Origin of the sequence: Oceanobacillus sojae, assembly GCF_900162665.1 — a bacterium.
GTDB classification, from domain to species: Bacteria; Bacillota; Bacilli; order Bacillales; family Amphibacillaceae; genus Oceanobacillus; species Oceanobacillus sojae_A.
In genome coordinates this window covers 6,961-23,930 of record NZ_LT727813.1, presented here as the reverse complement: position 1 = coordinate 23,930, position 16,970 = coordinate 6,961, and the positions used below count along the sequence as shown (strand labels likewise).

Here is a 16,970-nt window from a genome sequence, read left to right as displayed (position 1 = left end):
CAAACGAAAGAAATTCTGAGTACTGCCGGCCCTGTTATTTGAAACGTGGGACTTATCAGATGATGCACAGTTACTGGCCGGCTGTACCTTCGAATTCATCTGCTTCAGAGTATGAACTAACTCGTGCCCAATAGATCGAAAAACAGCAAAAAATCGTACCGCTATATTCATTAGTAGATAGCAGTACGATTTTTATCAAACATTTTGAATTTTTTCCATTTGCTCTAGCCTTGGTTTGGATATCGAAAACGAACAAAAGTTACTTAGCAGGCAACCCAAGTGCTTTAGCTATTCCATCCGCATGCGCTTGTGCTATTTCTTCTATAAAGGCATCGCTTTTTAGCTTGTTCGCATCTGCTGCATTATCAATAAATCCATTTTCTGTTAAGACGGCCGGTGCACTTGATTCACGTAAGACATGTAAATTGGCTTGTTTTGCGCCGCGATCCGTAAACCCTGTTTGTTCCACTGTTTCATTATGGATTGTCCTTCTTATGGCGTTGGTTCTTTCTTTATTATCATAGCTTCCGTTCCATGTATAAGATTCATAGCCTGTAGCCCCGCCTGCATTGATATGTATGGAAACAAAAAAGTTAGCTCCCCAATTATTTGCTTCATTTGTTCTCGCATCTAATGACTTGGTAATATCGGACGTTCGCGAAAGCTTAATCGTGTGACCGCTATACTGTTCATTTAAAATGTCTCTTGTTTTCAATGCGATATCTAACGTTACATCCTTTTCCTGTAACCCGTTCGCTGATGCTCCAGGGTCAGATCCGCCATGTCCTGGATCAATATAAATGCGTGTGTCTGCTGCTTCTGCTGAATCATGAGGGATAGTCATACCTGTTAAGGCGATTCCCAAAATGATAGAAATAAACAGAAACTTTTTTAATTCTGGTTTTCCTTGTTTTGAAAAGATAATACTACTCCTCCTTCTAAATAGTTATTCACCCATTTTAGATTCTATAGAAAAATTTGTCGATAGGTCGATATGTTGATAGAATATATATTTCCGTATGGTTGAAAGTTTGTAAAATAGGAATAATTGTAATTTAAGTTTTTCCCTGTTAGATAGCAAGCTTATTAGAATAGGGGCAACAAGCTATACTGGAAAAAATTGCACGTTTAAGCATTTTTAAACTTACCATGCAATTTTTCTTGATTTTAATGATAAAAATGAAGTGCAAAAATTTGATTTTTATTGTATCCAATAAGCTATTTTGCTTTTTGTCAGTAAAAGAATAGTTGTTCATTTTTGTCTTGTGAAGATGAAAGAACTATACTGGCATTAGTGCAGAAACGAAACTTATGATTAGGCTTGAAAAAATCTGTTTCATTAATTTGGAGGTAAGATTAGATGAATATGAAATTTGATCCAAATAATGCCGTTATTAAACTTTGTATGCGTGGGATGAGTCTGGAAGATAGCGGAAGCATTGAAGAGGCAATTACGATGTTTCATAAAGCATGGCACGAAGCAACGGATGACTATGAAAGATTCCTTGCAGCATATCATTTAGCACGTCTGCAAAAAGAGATTGCAGATAAATTGAAATGGATGGAAGCCTCTTTAAAGTATGCCCAGGAAATAAATGATGAAAATGTTAAAAGTGCATACGCGACGTTATACCTAAATATTGCCCAATATTATGAGGAATTAGGTGATTCTGATAACGCAAAAAGAAATTTTGAATTGTCAAATTCTTATAAGGGTGCACCTTCTGATGAAGGGCCATTCTATCACGGGACAAAGGCAGATTTGCAAGCCGGTGATTTACTGACAGCGGGTGGAAATTCAAATTACGAACCTGAGCTTAAAATGAACCACATTTATTTTACTGCTAACGCCAATGGCGCAGGACTTGCAGCAGCATTAGCAAAAGGAGAAGGAAGAGAGCGCGTTTATATCATTGAACCAACAGGTGAATTTGAAAACGACCCAAATGTTACTGATAAAAAATTTCCTGGAAACTTAACACGTTCTTACCGCTCGAAATCTCCTTTAAAAATCGTTGGTGAAGAAATAGAGTGGGCGAAACTAACAACTGCAGATCGACGTAAATGGCACAAAAATTTAGCGGAAAACAAAGGAGACATTATTAACTGAAGAATGTATTCCTAATGACTGGAGTAGTTCCTATTGCAAGTTTGTCTGCGGTCTTACACATAAAATGAAGGCACTCAACTTTGTAATTACTTAGCGTGCCTTTATATTTCCAGGTGTATATATTTCACCATGTAATCATACAGAATGTAGGTTACATGGTGAAGTAGTATGCGTAACCAGTGATTATTGTTAGGTTGCCGGGCAGTCTTACAGAATAGAATGGAACAATTCCAGACTGGTGAAAGAAAATATTGAGGAAGAAATCAACAACCTTAAACAGCAGCCAGGAGAAGATATGGTCATCCTCGGAAGTCCCAGGTTTGCACACTACCTTATGCAGCTTAATTTAATAGATGAGTATAAAATTACGGTTTCCCCCGTCCTGATTGGCAGCGGATTGCCGTTATTCGATGGCATCGAGGAGAAGGACAATCTTAAGCTGATCGAAAACAAGTCCTTTAATTCTGGAGCCTTAGGTCTTGTTTATCAGACGGTAAGATAACCTTGTCATATAAAGACGGTTAAGGAATAATAGCTCAATAAGAGGCTGGGACAAACCCATTAAATAACAAAAGACGTGGTGCTTACACAAAAGTGTGAGTCCCACGTCTTTTATTATTTTAATCAAGTTATTTTGCATATAACGTAATAGACATCAATGGTAATTACTTATCTATACCCTTAAAACACAATATTAAAGAGCTGTACCTTTTGCAGGAATAAACAATTGGGACATGTCAGCACCCTCTAATTCAAGCAATTTTACTTTTGTGGCAAGCCCGCCGGCATAACCTGTCAAGCTGCCATTCGTACCTACAACTCTATGACAAGGAATAATAATAGAGATGGGATTATGACCAACAGCGCCGCCTACTGCTTGGCTTGACATGGTTTTCTTGTTCATTTTAGCCGCTGCCTTTTTGGCAATTTCACCATAGGTGATTACCTCGCCATATGGTATTTCACATAAAATATCCCATACGATTTGCCGAAATTCTCCGCCAATAGGAGATAGCGGCAATTCGGAAATGGCAGGATTCTTCCCCATAAAATATTGATCCAGCCATTTTTTTGCTGCTTCAAATACAGGGATATCATCTTTGATGTTCATTTCTGCGGGAATACTAGCACCGTAATATTTCTGTCCTTCATTCCATAGACCAACGATAGTATTACCGTCACAAGCCAGTGTAATTGTCCCAAAGGGTGACGTATAAGTTGTTTTATAATACATTTGAATCCCTCTATTCCGTTTTATAACATAATCGTAGCATAACTGTGCCAAGGACGTCATGCTTCCGACATTACAAAAATATAAAAAGAATTTACCAGGCACAAGCAGTCAAAAGGAAAAGTCATATGCATAGCTTGCTTCTGTGCGTTATGAATCTATTGAACAGGACATTTACAAATATATTCCGTTATGATAATATGTATGATGTACCAATCATCCTACAAATTTTCTGGAGGCAAAGAAATGATTCTCAAAACCAATCGCAAATCGCTTGTAGAGCAGGTTGCTGAACAGATAGAACAATTAATTGAACAGAAGCATTGGAAGGTGGGGGACAAGCTTCCGCCGGAAATGGAATTAATAGAAGAATTCGATGTCAGCCGTAATACATTAAGAGAAGCGGTACGGGCATTAGTACATGCTGGGTTATTAGAGACAAAACAAGGAAGCGGAACAATGGTGCGTTCAACAAGTGCGCTTGATGCCGCATTGAAACGCCATGTCAAAAAATCAACCATGCTGGAAACATTGGAAGTACGATTAGCCTTGGAAAAACAAGCGGCCCAGATGGCAGCTGAACGCAGAACCGAATCAGATTTAATAGATTTGGAACTCTGTATTAACAACTGCAAAGAGGCTTCTGCAAAGAAAGATTTAGAACAGTTTATTTCTTCGGATATCCAGTTTCACAAAACAGTTGTAGCAGCTTCCAATAATCAGCTGCTGATTGATTTATATGAAAATATGACAGAGGTATTATTTTCTTTTGTACAGGATTTTATGACTATCGAACCCCTTTTTCCATTTGAACAGGGAATTCATCTGGAGCTTTTTAAAGCGATACAGAAACAGAACAAGGAATCTGCAGCAGCCTATGTAGAGAATGATATGGAAGTATTAAAAGAAAGCATCATAAAGATAATGAAAGAATAGAGGATTAAGATGACGAAACAAGCAGGAACATTAACAGATCAAAACAGCACAAAAGCCAGATGGTTATTGCTTATCGGCGTTATTTTGGTTGGAGCAAACTTAAGAGTGCCTATTACCTCTGTTGGAGCATTGATTACCTTTATTCGTGAGGATCTTGGCATCAGCAATGCCTCAGCTGGAATGATAACAACGTTGCCTTTGATTGCATTTGCATTGCTTTCTCCGTTTGCTCCAAGGATAGCGAATAAAATAGGGATGGAATGGACAATTGCCTTATCGTTAGTATTACTTATCACAGGCATGATCGTACGGTCCATTGCGGGAATAGGATATCTATTTACAGGTACCATTTTCGTAGGATTGGCTATTGCGATTGGAAATGTTTTAATTCCAGGTATTATCAAAATGAGTTTTCCTTTAAAAATAGGAATCATGACCGGTGTATATGCTGTTTTTATGAATATATTCGGTGCCTTGGGCTCTGGTCTCAGCGTCCCGATTTCTTCTGTTGGCAATATGGGCTGGCAGGGTGCATTGAACATTTGGGGAATAATTACAATTATCGCATTACTCATTTGGTTACCGCAGCTTCGCAAACATCCGGATGAATCACCTAAAGCAAATGTGGAAAAAGACAAGAAAACCAATTTATGGCGTTCACCGATTGCCTGGAGTGTGACCTTATTTATGGGAGGGCAATCTCTTGCATTTTATACATTGATTACCTGGATGCCAGACATTTTGAGAACGGTTGGTTATAACGCAGGCGGGGCAGGATGGATGGTCTTCCTGATGCAGGTTGCGCTTATTCCTACTACTTTTGTTATTCCGGTTATAGCCGAAAAAATGAGCAATCAGATCGGTTTAGCTGTTGGAACAGCCGTTTTGTTTATTATTGGATTTACCGGCTTGATGTCTGGAAGTATGGCACTTGTCCCTGTTTGGGCAATATTGCTTGGAATTGCAGGCGGCAGCGGCTTCAGCCTCTCCATGATGTTCTTTACAATCCGGACTAAAGACGGGAAAGAAGCAGCCGAACTTTCTGGTATGGCACAATCCTTTGGTTATCTTTTAGCTGCGGTTGGTCCAGTACTTGTCGGTGTCTTGCATGATAGGAGTAATGGATGGCTCATGCCGCTTATTTTCTTAATCATCATTTCTGTGGTCATATTAGCAGCAGGGATTGTATCTGGCAAGGAAGGAACCATATCGGATCAATCTAATAAACAGATACCGAAGGATTGGATAGAAGAGGTTTAATGAAATGGTAAGAAACCCTCACTCGTGCGGGGGAGGTTCTATATATTAGCAGTTGCTATGAAATCAGCATAGCAGCTGCTTTTTTATGTTGTGAATCACTTATTTTCCAAGTGAATAAAATGATTCAAAAAGGGCTCATTCAATCCAATAAGAAAAAAGAAGATTATAAATCTGTATACTACTCTTTAACAGATGCCGGGACTGAATTAGCTTATATGCATCATCATCTTCACCAAAAAGTAATAGAGCGTTATGAGGAACTGCTTCATAAATTTGATGGAGCGGAGCTAACTACTATTATACGCTTTATGTCTGAATGGACCGACCAAATAAAAAACACGGATATGCTGGAATAAGAGTATATCCGTTTGAAATAAATACTATTTTTTTTAACAGAAGGATGGATTATAATTGAAAATAAATAAAAAATATGAGCATATTACTTTTACTGTTTTGATGGAACTTGGTATCTCATACATAATATCATTTGTTTTTGTCTCCATAAATATAGGCTACAATAGCTCGTTTTTGGGGACTTGGCTGACAATGTGGCTGCAGGCTTTTATTTGTGCAGTTCCATGTGCGTATTATTTCCCAAAAGCTATAAGGAAGTTAATGAAAATTTTTAACTTTGTAGAAAAGGAAACGTCCTACAAATAACATTTTATATAAATATTTTTAAAAGATGAGGAGATGGCAGATGATAAAAGAATATAATAAAGTAGTCCAGGCGAGAAAAGCCAAGATACTAGAACTGAGTCCTTACTTGGAAAACGGACAGTATACTTTTGATAAAGATCTTAGAACTGTTTATAATACTGCAAAAACCAGCCACCCTATGGTTAATAATCTTAAAAATTCAAAAGAAGAGGGTTCTCCTTCACTGGAAATGGAGGATTATGGACGTAAGTATTTTAATGGAAGTATTTTATGGTTTTGTATTAATGGCGATATCAGAATTTTTTCAGATGATGAAATACTTGTTATTTGCACCAACCAAGAAAGCTATCAAAGAAAAATAGCAAACTACACGTATTTTTCATCTTTCTTTCGTATTCCTGCGTTACTCAAGCAAGATGCTAAGCACAATATGGTGACGGAAACATTCATTCATTTTGAAAATCAAACAGAGAACGATGAAGCGTTCATTTTAAAAACAATATATGATGATTATCACAGTTATTTCAATTACCTAATGCTTCATTCAAAGGTTGACTATCAAACGTTGAATAGCTTATTCGATACAAGTTCAAATGTGGTTCATATTCAGCAATTTGAAAAAATAATAGAAAAAGTTGCCCCGGAATTGCTTTCCCTGAAGCTGCCGTTTATCGACCTGCATGGCGATTTGTGGTCTGATAATATTCTTTTAAACGATGAGGCAGGGGAGAAGACCCTATGGTATATCGACTGGGAGACTGCGGATAAATATGTTTTCTTCTACGATTTTTTCAAATTTATTTGGAATGAATTAGATGTACATGATAATTATTCCTGCTATAAGAGGTATATTGCTGGGGAATTTGATGAAGGCCTGACCCGCCTGTTTGCTATTTTTCATCTGAAGTTTCAGCCCAAATACAGGCAATCTTATTTTTGTCTCTTTTTCCTAAATAGTATTCTAAATGATACAGACAATATTGCGTTTAAATTTAAACTTGAGGAAATAAATGACTTTAAGCGTAAGGTTTTTCCGTTAATGATTTAATGAGGTTCCCAATACTTTATAATGTAGTAAACCGAATTGAGCGTATTATTTAGGAATAGGCAACTTGAAATAATATCGTTTTCTACAAAAAGTCCAGCTGATAAAATTTTAGCAGGATTTTTTGTGTTTCCTTTTTTCTTAGAAAAGATTTGACGCTTACATCGATTTGCTCGTATAAAATTTTTCGTATCTTAATTGTGTTGAATAAAATTGAAATGAAAGCCTGCCTATATAATAAAAATTGTTAATTTCAAACATTTCATCCTGCTTATTCAAATAATTAAGTAAAAAAACTTGAAATTGACGTTACGTCATTTTGTATAATGAACATAGTAAAAATAAAACAAGGGGTTGGCTATACTTGATTTCGATTAAAGAAGTAACAAAACAAACAGGGATTACAGTCAGAACGATGCGCTATTACGATCAGATAGGTCTTCTCCACCCAGCAGATAAAACAGAGGGCGGCCATAGATTATATGGAGAGAAAGAAATGAAAAAGCTGCAGGAAATCCAATTTTTAAAGACAATAGGGTTTAGTCTGCAAGAAATCAAAGAAATGTTAGCTGATGAGAATCATGATTGGTTCACGGGTCTAAAGAAACAATTGGGCTATATTTCAAAGGAAAAAGAGAGATTAGAACAAATTGAAGGAACATTACGAGGGTTAATAAATGAAATAATGCTGAATGGCAATATTGATTTGTTTAGTGTGCAGAAGCTCATCCAATTATATCAACAAAATATGGACAAAAGAGAAGGGTATTTAAACCAAATATTTAATGAGGAAGAAAGTAAATTGCTTCAAAATCTTCCAAATATAAATAGAGACGATCCTGAAACGCTGGAATGGATTGCCTTAATAGCACAATTAAAAAAGCATATGTCAAAAGGAATTTCGGCACCGGAAATACAGCGACTCATAAAACGTATGTATGAAAAAGAACAGGAAACATTTGGGGATAACAAAGAATTTGTAGAAAAGATATGGGATATTAGAAAGTCACCTCAAAAATCGGAGAGCGCCGGGTTTTATCCTATCGATGCGGAAACATTGGATTTTTTTGAGAAGGCATATGAATTTTATGTAAAAAAGAAAAGCAATTTTTGAATGAGAAAGTGACAATCCCTGATGAATTTACAGGAAAGCTTGTTATCAATGGAAATTAAGGAGATGTTTTTCAGACCAGCTTTCAACAAATAACCTGGATATAGAAACGAAAAGCGGGAATGAAATGATCAATATCCCTATTTCATCTGATGAATCACAAGATGAAGAAGAGATAGCGGGCACTGCAAGTAAAGGAAGTTTTGAGATGGATGTTGAAACAATAACAGGTAACATCACAATCAGATAGAACATAAATGAAATTCAGCGAAGGATGAATTTTGCGGAAAACGAATATTATCAAAGTGTTTCATAATATAAATGGATTAGAATTGGGGTGTCTTTTTGAATTTTATTGCTTGGATGATTGTTGCTTGTGAAATAGGATTTTGGATAGTGATTATTTTAGGTTTATTTACAAGATATGTCCTCAAGAAAAATAAGCTTGGGTTATTTTTCTTAGCCTTAACACCAGTAATTGATTTCATTTTATTAATTATTACGGCTGCCGATTTATATCGAGGAGCCACAGCAACAGCTGCACATGCGATTGCGGCAGTTTATATAGGCGTTTCGATTGTATTTGGAAAAAGTATGATTAAATGGGCTGATGAGAGATTTCGCTACTACGTGATAAAAGAAGGTCCAAAACCAATTAAACTGTATGGAATCGAATATTCAAAGCATTATTTAAAGGGATGGGGAAAACACGTTTTATCTTATTTGATTGGTGCTGGTATTTTAGCAGGAGTCATTTTCTTAATCAATGATCCATCTCGAACAGAAGCATTACTTAGGGTCTTACAAATATGGACATTTGTGTTAGGTATTGACTTTATTATTTCTGTTTCATACTTTATTTGGCCAAGAAAAAGGCCGATTGATTAGAAAATGATGAAGAAATATAAAGAGACAACGAACTCAAAACATCAACACCCAGTATTCGAATCAACTAAATAGGGGGTAATACGCAGTTAAGGACCATCAAGAGTTTTTTAAGAAAACTTCATTTCATCATCACAAGCGTGAGCCGGAAAGATGACTGTTATGGTAGTGCATATATTGAATTATTTCACAGTATAATCAAGAAAGAATTAATCTTTCATTCAACTATCCAAAATAGATTTATGCTGTAAGCACAAAAATTATTTAGTCCTTATCTAAATTAATACAAATTAAAAACAGATAAGGACTAAATATTAAATATAGGATATCTTATTTTATGTGGTCTTTATAGAAACACCCCTTAAAACTATATTTACTTTACCAATTACCACAGCTATTGACCTGATAGGATTGTTGTGTATCCCAGTTGTTCACTAATTCCGTATATGAATCTTCCACAGGATCAAAATAATCCAACAACTGATTATACTCGGATAATCTTTTATTGATATCCTCATCGGTTATTATCTTTACATTGTCACAGGAGCCTACTTCATAAGTGTAGTCCGATGATAAAGCATGACGAGTATGTCTGATAAAATATAGAAAATTTGTGAAAGTAGAATGCATATTGCTAAGAGCAGTTTTTTCCTCTAAAGAACGATTGATCGATGCACGAATTTCCGTAGTTTGCACAATTTTTTCTGCAGAAGCTTGCATATCTGCCCATACATCTCCAGCACTACTAGAGTATTCGTCTAATTCAACTAAAGGCTCTATAGTACGCTTTAATGAAACAATCTCTCCGTAAATTCTGTCCTGAGTATTTGTCATAAGTCGTTGAATTTCTTTATATTCCTGATAGTACTGCCATCCTAATACAGCGCACACGACGGATAATACGATAGATAAAGCCATTAAATACCTGTTGATTGTCATTTGCTTCTACCTACTCCATTACTTCATAACTTTGATAAAAAGATTTATCTACTTCTCTTACTAAATCAGTATAACCAATGCCCCAAAAACTCTTTTTATAAATTTCAAATTTAAAATTATATTCTATTTCTCTTTCACCTGGAATACGCTCTACGCCCTTATTAGTCGGTATCTGTACAACAGTTGAAAAGGCTAATTTGTCTCCCGTGTCAATAAAGAATTCATCTTCCAATTGATAGCCGTATGCTCTAACAGCTTCTCCCCATATTGCCTCCTGATTAGCTATACTATCATGGAGAATCACTGTACCAGAGGTTTGCTTATCTTCTACAAAATCTATAAGACTGAGCATTTTAAAGAAGAACTGTTCACCAATTGGTGTTAATCCAATAAGTCCTTTTAAATTAAAATTTACATCTCTATCGGTAAAATCTGCGTTCCTTGTCACTTCAGAAAAAATTTCTGTATTTTTGTCCATAACACCGGTACTTACAGTAGGATTTTTAATCCGATAATCAGGTGAAACATCGAATGTTGTCAACTTACGGGTATCCGAATGATATATAAATTGCCCTTGATGTGTTAATTCTAATGATGTTGAAAAAATTTCTTTATTATCGTTACTCCCAAATGGATCTGGAGCATTATGCACCCAAGACCATTGGAGAGCATATTATTTGAACCAGCCGGATATTCATTCGTTACTATATAATAACCACCAGCATCTCTATAGGTCGATAATTGCTCCCCTTCGATTTGAAAGAAGCCAGAAGGAATTAATGGAGGAATATTACTACCATCATCTGCTAAAACAAGAGATTCAGCCTGCCTCGCCTCTTCTTCTGTTATATTCTTTTCTCCTACAGGCTCTAGAAACGGAATAAACCATGATTCCATATAGTGATTCTTTTCCTCTTGTTCGTTTAAAGTTTCTTGATCATCAAAGTTTTCCGATGTCAGTTCTTGACTTACTTCTTTTACGTCATCGATTTGTTGAGAATTCGATAACATATCTTCAAAGTATATTAAATCGTTTGTGTTTTTATCAAGTATAGCAATCTTTACTACTGTTTTATTTGCTAAATCATAATTAATTGGTAATAGTAAAGCTTCTTTAGCTTCTTCTTCTACCTTAAAAGATAAAACCATATAATTCTCTGTCTCATTTAAATCAACTAGATAACCGCCTGTGTATGTATTACTTGAAGGGTATACCTTTCCACTGGTGTTTAAATTAAATTTGTTTCCACCGTAACTCAAAGTTAACTCAACATCTAAGCCATCAGTCTTTGTTTCTAGCTCATTAATTTCTAGTTTCGCATCTAATTGATTTTTTGAGTCTAGTGGAAATATTTTTTCTTCATAAACAACACCCATGAACTCGCTTTCATTTTTTGAATCTTCTGCTAGCACCGAACCTGTTCCAATTAAAGTAATAGATAGCATGATAATTATTGCCGTAAAAAAAGTCCTCATAATGATTCACTCCAAATATCGGTTTATTTTTACTGCCTCCTTTTCCCATAATTTCATAATATGGTTATAAAGTATATTATAATTTTTTTATTATCAATATTATGTAAATAACATTACATAATACGACAATTTTTGATTGTATCATTATTTCAAATGAAGAGATCAATCAAAATCAAGAGGCTGCATAAACACTAGAAGCATTATGAGTAAAAAACAAAAATATAATTGAACTTACAAAAATTACTATAGATAATAATGATTTTTTCATTTGTATCCCCTTTCAATTGTTTTCTAATAGGTACATTTTTTCCAAGGTATATTTCTCACCGTTTAAACTTTTCAAACCATTTTCCTTAATAACATCTGCGTGGTAATATTCGTTCACTTTAATAGAATCCCATCCTCTATTAAAAGATACACGATTGGAATTTTCATCAATAAATACAAAATTACTATCAATTTCTACAGTAATTGTTTCTTCCCAATCAATGATTTGAAAAGTAAGAAAATAGTCGGTGTCATTATTTTGTACCTCTAAAATTTCAATTAGACCGGTATATTCCTTTTTCACACTATAAAATAGTAAAAAGATTACTATAACAAGTAAAATACTTATTACTAAAATTATTTTTTTCATAGTGTCCCACCTTAACAATCAATTTTATTACATTAAATGACTTTAAAATATACTATAATACCCTCCTCTTTCCAATTTAGAACCAATTCTACCATAAATAACAACTAAAACAACCCCTACATTAAAAATATTCAAAAAATTTTTTCAAAAGCAATAATAAACTAATAAACTTAAAGAATAGGGGGAAGGAACAATTCAATTGAAAATAAGATAAGATAAGGTTTCACCCTTATCTCAATAAACTTCCACGACAGAAGTGTCTTTTTTTATTTGAAAGTATCTTACTGCACCGTCCAGAATCTTACTTTTTATAAAGCAATCAAACATGTTAACAAAATGTATTCAACTAACATCTATCATGCTGTTTCAAATTTGGTTCAAGTAATATCAATTTCAATCCTTTTTCATACATTTTTATCCATATAACAACCCCCGAAACGTTGATATTAATAGATTGCGATGTATTCAATACACTTAGAATTTATCTGTATATTTCTCAAAACGTTTTTTATACTGTTATATATGTTTAATGCATAATAAAAGTACAGAGTATTGCAACCAAAATGTTAGAAGGTTGCACAAATAAAAAAAGGCTTGCCAGCCCTAACAAAATACTCTACCGTTAATAGCGACTAAACAAATTAATGGTGGAGGTAAGTGAAAGGATGCTAGCAATGCCCGAAGTTAATCATATCAAAAATTTACGTAATAATAAATCACTATCAATTAATGAAATAGTAAAAAGAACAGGTTTTGCTTGGAAAACCGTTAAGAAATATGCGGATGAAGATCAATTACCCGAGGAAAAAACACCCATAAAAAAAGGTATGATGTATGAAGAAGAGTGGGGAGAAATTGTTTCTGATTGGCTAATGGAGGACCAAGCACTTAAAAAGAAATTGCGAAGGAATAATAAAAATATATTTGAAGAATTACAGCGATTAAAGTTCCCGGGTTCTTATCGAACCGTTTGTAACTATATCGCTGAATGGAAAGATAAAATGTTAGATGAAACTGACACAGTAAAAGAGGAATATGATAGGTTAACACATCCTCCGGCGGAAGCCCAGATAGATTTTGGAGTTACAGAAGTCGTACATGAAGGGAAAGTAAAAGATACGCATTGCTTGGTCTTGAGTTTCCCCTTTAGTAATGGTGGATTTGTAGCACCCTTACCGGCAGAAAATCAAGAATGCTTTTTGGAAGGTATTAAAATACTTTTTGAACAAGCTGGCTTTGTTCCAAGGACACTGTGGTTAGATAATCTATCAGCTGCCGTTGTAAAAGCTAGAGTTCATAATCAGGAAACCATTTTCAATGAGGGTTTTCAACGGTTTGCCAATCACTATGGATTTGAGCCGGTAGCCTGTAATCCAAGAAAAGGAAATGAAAAAGGGCATGTAGAAAATAAGGTTGGTTATGTTCGATATAATTTCTTTACGCCATCACCCGTTGTTCAGGATCTGACACACTTACGTGCGTTATTGCTCAAACATTGTCAGGATGATCATTTAAGGGTGCATTATAAAAAAGGAATTTGTATCGCGGATCTAATAGAGGAAGAAAAGAAATATGGTCTCGCATTACCTGAGAAAGAGTATCCAGTATTTAATAAAACACTGACTTCAGCTAATAAATATGGTGAGGTAAAAATTGATGGACAGGAAATCCACATACCGAATAGTTATCACTATACACAATTGTATGTAATTAAGTACTGGGATGACTTTAAAGTGATTTCTCCACAAGGAGAGGTACTTTATAAGGGACCTAGACAATATATGAATCGGTCTAGGGAAATTCCATGGCAATTCATTTTGAAAAATTGGATGAGGAAACCAAGATCAATTACCTATTCTAGATACTTCCCATATCTTCCAGGAAGAATCGCGCATTATTTGAATAGTGAATCAATGGAACTCAGAAAAGAACGTGTCGATTGGTTACAGAGCTTCATAATAAAATACAGTATGCAAGAAATAGATGAGCGTTTCTATGAATTGTTACCAGTGGATGATAAAGAAAATAGAAATGAATCATTACATGCTTCGGTTGCACATCCGTATGATATAAATTGGAGTATCTACGACTCTCTTCAACCCTTCAACCATTCGTTGACAGGAGAGGAAGTATAGAATGTCTAATTTGATTAGAGAGAAATGCAAATCGTTGCGTTTAGCATATGTCGCAGACATATACGAGCAGATTCCCTTCGAGAATCCTGAGCAGTATATCTCGGCTTTATTACAACAAGAATTAGAACATAGAGAGGTAGCTAAAGGAGAGCGTTTGATCAAAAAGGCGAAATTCATGAATGAAAAAGAACTAAAGGATTACCGGTGGAGTGAACATATTCGTCTCCCTCCACAATTGGATAGAGAAAGTCTCGAATCATTATATTTTATCGATAAAAAAGAGAATTTAATTTTAACAGGTGCGCCTGGGACTGGGAAGTCTCATCTGGTTACAGCGCTTGGTCGAAAGGCATGTAGATCTGGATATGAAGTCCGTTTCTATCGAGTGGCCGATTTGGTAGAACTACTTGAAAAGTCTTGGAGAGAAGGACGCTTTCAAGCCTTACGCAATAGGTTTAATAAAGTAGAGATGATTATTTTAGACGAGATGGGATATGTTCCATTTAGTAAGGAAGGCGCTGAATTATTATTCCAATTGATATCTGATTGGTATGAGAGGTCTAGCCTCGTGATTACATCCAATTTAGAATTTAGTCAATGGAATAGAATATTTACAGATGCGCGTTTAACAGCTGCATTAGTAGATCGAGTTATTCACCACGCGCACATTTTGAGCTTTACTGGGGATAGTTATCGCGTCACACATGCGCTTTCCAATCATCAATCATAATAAAATACGGGCTGGCAAAGTTCTAACCTTTTCATTGCAATCTTGTAACCTTTTAAGTTGCAAAACACAATATCAGCATTATGGAACTGTTCATTAGTGTGAGATCTGCTTTTTATTTAGGCTGAGGAGAAGGGTATTGTTATTTCCTGGAAGCAACATTATCATCTCCATTTAACAACCTTTTCTTACATCAACTGTAAGTATTTTTTCATCTCTATGCTTGTTACTATATAAATAACCCTATTATCAATTTGAGGAGTATCGTTGAAGCAGAGCAGCCTTAAATACATCAATTGGTTCCATGGATTTCTTTATATCGATATTTTACGATATGTCAATCTTACTGTTTGAAAAGCGGAAGTATTTTTAGACAAACAAAACCCTCCATCCATCTGGATCGAGGGTTTATGTCAATTGATTAAACGCTTAATGACGGATGACATCTATCGGCATTGGTCCCGCCACACCGACAAAGATAAATCTTTCATCGCCTGTATTCTTCATTCCATGGTGCTGGGCAGGTTTGGAAATAATCATATCTCCTTTTTCGATTTCCACTTCTTCTCCGTTCCCTGGAGACAAATCCAAAGGTCATCTCCATCAGAATGGGAGTGCTTGAACACCTCTTGCCCGGGTTCTAAGCACCAAAGGGAACCTGAAGTATTTGGTGTTTCATAGAAAGTTACTTTTTTTTCCTGTTCAGGAAGTAATTTATTTGATTGTGAATTTTCATATTGTGAAATAATTCATAATCTATACTTTTATAATATACTAATTGTTTATTTTTGTAATAACTTTGTTCAATATTTCACAAAATTTACGAAAAAGATTTGTTTTTAATGATTTTCAGTTGAATATCATAATTTTTTTGCATGAGGTTAAGAGGATATGTATAGGGACAGTGTGCAGTCATAGATTTAGAATGTCAGGCAATAAACTTTATAAAAGGAGTTGTATGCATACCCTTATGGATTATATGGATTTCTTAACGATTATTGAAGACGCTGTGTCAGGATGGAATCTGGTTCTATGCAGGGGGTGTTAGGAACACTTCAGAAAAAAGAAATTTGCTTTTTCCTGAAATGTCCCTCTGCTGGAATTGTAATTGCTCCCCCAAAATGAAACCAGCTGCGATTGCCTGTCCATCGAAAAAAATGGAGCTTTCCTGAAGAAGCAGGCCTGTATCTATTTCATTCTATTTACATATTTTTCGGCTTCAGAGCTTACATATTTTCTTTTTTGCCTCAGCCTGTTTTTTAGTTATTTCGCAGCTTCGTAATTGTTAGCTACCTGATCCCAGTTTACTACATTCCAGAATGCTGAAATGTATTCAGGGCGTTTATTTTGATATTTAAGATAGTATGCATGCTCCCATACATCCAGTCCTAATAATGGTGTTTTACCTTCTGTTAATGGTGAATCCTGGTTCGGTGTGCTTGTAATTTCAAGCTCGCCATTGTTTAATACCAGCCATGCCCAGCCAGAACCAAAGCGTCCCGCTGCTGCAGCTGCAAATTCTTCTTTAAATTTGTCTAAAGAACCGAATTTGCTGTTGATTTTATCAGCCAGTTCTCCTGCCGGTTCTCCGCCGCCATTTGGTGACAATGTCTTCCAGAAAAAGCTGTGGTTCGCATGTCCGCCGCCATTATTGCGTACTGCAGTACGAATGCTTTCAGGTACGGAATTCAAATCAGTTACAAGCTCTTCTACGGATTTATTTTGCAGATCTTCATGCCCTTCCAGTGCATCATTTAATTTTGTAACGTAGGTGTTATGATGCTTCGTATGATGGATATTCATTGTTTCTTTATCGAT

18 protein-coding genes and 3 pseudogenes are annotated in these 16,970 nt (G+C 35.4%); 13 read left to right on the top strand and 8 right to left on the bottom strand.

Annotated features, from left to right (window positions below; translation table 11 throughout):
- Nucleotides 1–259 precede the first annotated feature (259 nt).
- Nucleotides 260–844, bottom strand: coding sequence for an N-acetylmuramoyl-L-alanine amidase family protein (locus BN1068_RS17380; protein WP_077604138.1), 585 nt, complete (start codon nt 842–844; stop codon nt 260–262).
- Nucleotides 845–1,360: 516 nt separating this feature from the next.
- Here BN1068_RS17380 and BN1068_RS24335 point away from each other — a divergent pair.
- The 3 genes and pseudogenes from BN1068_RS24335 to BN1068_RS17370 all read left to right on the top strand — a co-directional run.
- A pseudogene (locus tag BN1068_RS24335) lies at nt 1,361–1,690 on the top strand (NAD(+)--rifampin ADP-ribosyltransferase); the annotation flags it as partial.
- Between the two features lie 6 nt (nt 1,691–1,696).
- Entirely contained in the window at nt 1,697–2,110 is a 414-nt protein-coding gene (gene arr, locus BN1068_RS24055; protein ID WP_254846866.1) for an NAD(+)--rifampin ADP-ribosyltransferase, read from the top strand.
- Nucleotides 2,111–2,321: 211 nt separating this feature from the next.
- A pseudogene (locus tag BN1068_RS17370) lies at nt 2,322–2,612 on the top strand (dihydrofolate reductase family protein); the annotation flags it as partial.
- A gap of 192 nt (nt 2,613–2,804) precedes the next feature.
- Here the strand turns inward: BN1068_RS17370 and BN1068_RS17365 are convergent.
- Entirely contained in the window at nt 2,805–3,344 is a 540-nt protein-coding gene (locus BN1068_RS17365) for a methylated-DNA--[protein]-cysteine S-methyltransferase (RefSeq protein ID WP_077604136.1), read from the bottom strand.
- 243 nt (nt 3,345–3,587) lie between these two features.
- On the opposite strand from BN1068_RS17365, the gene BN1068_RS23405 reads away from it, so the two are divergent.
- The 8 genes and pseudogenes from BN1068_RS23405 to BN1068_RS24440 all read left to right on the top strand — a co-directional run.
- Nucleotides 3,588–4,277: a FadR/GntR family transcriptional regulator gene (locus tag BN1068_RS23405; protein WP_139344877.1), complete on the top strand. Its 690-nt coding sequence runs from the start codon at nt 3,588–3,590 to the stop codon at nt 4,275–4,277.
- Between the two features lie 9 nt (nt 4,278–4,286).
- The gene (locus tag BN1068_RS23400) at nt 4,287–5,537 is read left to right on the top strand and encodes a CynX/NimT family MFS transporter (RefSeq protein ID WP_139344876.1); all 1,251 of its coding nucleotides are present in this window, start codon (nt 4,287–4,289) and stop codon (nt 5,535–5,537) included.
- Nucleotides 5,538–5,656: 119 nt separating this feature from the next.
- Nucleotides 5,657–5,893, top strand: coding sequence for a helix-turn-helix domain-containing protein (locus BN1068_RS17355; protein WP_077604135.1), 237 nt, complete (start codon nt 5,657–5,659; stop codon nt 5,891–5,893).
- A gap of 55 nt (nt 5,894–5,948) precedes the next feature.
- Complete coding sequence (locus BN1068_RS17350; RefSeq protein WP_077604134.1) at nt 5,949–6,197, top strand: DUF2798 domain-containing protein; 249 nt, start codon at nt 5,949–5,951, stop codon at nt 6,195–6,197.
- 40 nt (nt 6,198–6,237) lie between these two features.
- Nucleotides 6,238–7,245, top strand: coding sequence for a phosphotransferase (locus BN1068_RS17345; RefSeq protein WP_084788516.1), 1,008 nt, complete (start codon nt 6,238–6,240; stop codon nt 7,243–7,245).
- 361 nt (nt 7,246–7,606) lie between these two features.
- Nucleotides 7,607–8,356 carry a MerR family transcriptional regulator gene (locus BN1068_RS17340; RefSeq protein WP_077604132.1) on the top strand — a complete coding sequence of 250 codons (750 nt, stop codon included), beginning with the start codon at nt 7,607–7,609 and terminating at the stop codon, nt 8,354–8,356.
- A 342-nt stretch (nt 8,357–8,698) separates the two neighbouring features.
- Complete coding sequence (locus BN1068_RS17335) at nt 8,699–9,241, top strand: hypothetical protein (RefSeq protein ID WP_077604131.1); 543 nt, start codon at nt 8,699–8,701, stop codon at nt 9,239–9,241.
- A gap of 107 nt (nt 9,242–9,348) precedes the next feature.
- Nucleotides 9,349–9,477 (top strand): annotated as a pseudogene (locus BN1068_RS24440) (IS3 family transposase); the annotation flags it as partial.
- 139 nt (nt 9,478–9,616) lie between these two features.
- On the opposite strand, the gene BN1068_RS17330 reads toward BN1068_RS24440, so the two are convergent.
- The 4 genes from BN1068_RS17330 to BN1068_RS17315 all read right to left on the bottom strand — a co-directional run bounded on the left by BN1068_RS17330 (nt 9,617) and on the right by BN1068_RS17315 (nt 12,290).
- Entirely contained in the window at nt 9,617–10,177 is a 561-nt protein-coding gene (locus BN1068_RS17330) for a hypothetical protein (RefSeq protein WP_077604130.1), read from the bottom strand.
- A 10-nt stretch (nt 10,178–10,187) separates the two neighbouring features.
- The gene (locus tag BN1068_RS17325; protein ID WP_077604129.1) at nt 10,188–10,718 is read right to left on the bottom strand and encodes a hypothetical protein; all 531 of its coding nucleotides are present in this window, start codon (nt 10,716–10,718) and stop codon (nt 10,188–10,190) included.
- Nucleotides 10,719–10,765: 47 nt separating this feature from the next.
- A complete protein-coding gene (locus BN1068_RS17320) occupies nt 10,766–11,653 on the bottom strand; it encodes a hypothetical protein (RefSeq protein WP_077604128.1) in 888 nt (295 codons plus the stop codon).
- A 280-nt stretch (nt 11,654–11,933) separates the two neighbouring features.
- A complete protein-coding gene (locus tag BN1068_RS17315) occupies nt 11,934–12,290 on the bottom strand; it encodes a hypothetical protein (RefSeq protein WP_077604127.1) in 357 nt (118 codons plus the stop codon).
- A gap of 647 nt (nt 12,291–12,937) precedes the next feature.
- Between BN1068_RS17315 and istA the strand changes: the two genes are divergently transcribed.
- Both istA and istB read left to right on the top strand, forming a co-directional pair.
- Complete coding sequence (gene istA, locus BN1068_RS17310; protein WP_254846678.1) at nt 12,938–14,425, top strand: IS21 family transposase; 1,488 nt, start codon at nt 12,938–12,940, stop codon at nt 14,423–14,425.
- A 1-nt stretch (nt 14,426) separates the two neighbouring features.
- Entirely contained in the window at nt 14,427–15,155 is a 729-nt protein-coding gene (gene istB / locus BN1068_RS17305) for an IS21-like element helper ATPase IstB (protein WP_077601273.1), read from the top strand.
- 426 nt (nt 15,156–15,581) lie between these two features.
- Here the strand turns inward: istB and BN1068_RS23855 are convergent, their stop codons facing one another.
- Together BN1068_RS23855 and BN1068_RS17295 are read right to left on the bottom strand one after the other, a co-directional pair.
- Nucleotides 15,582–15,743 (bottom strand): cupin domain-containing protein, encoded by a 162-nt coding sequence (locus tag BN1068_RS23855; RefSeq protein ID WP_217697332.1) that lies wholly within the window; start codon nt 15,741–15,743, stop codon nt 15,582–15,584.
- Nucleotides 15,744–16,415: 672 nt separating this feature from the next.
- A partial coding sequence (locus tag BN1068_RS17295; RefSeq protein ID WP_077604126.1) for a superoxide dismutase occupies nt 16,416–16,970 on the bottom strand: 555 nt, incomplete at its 5' end.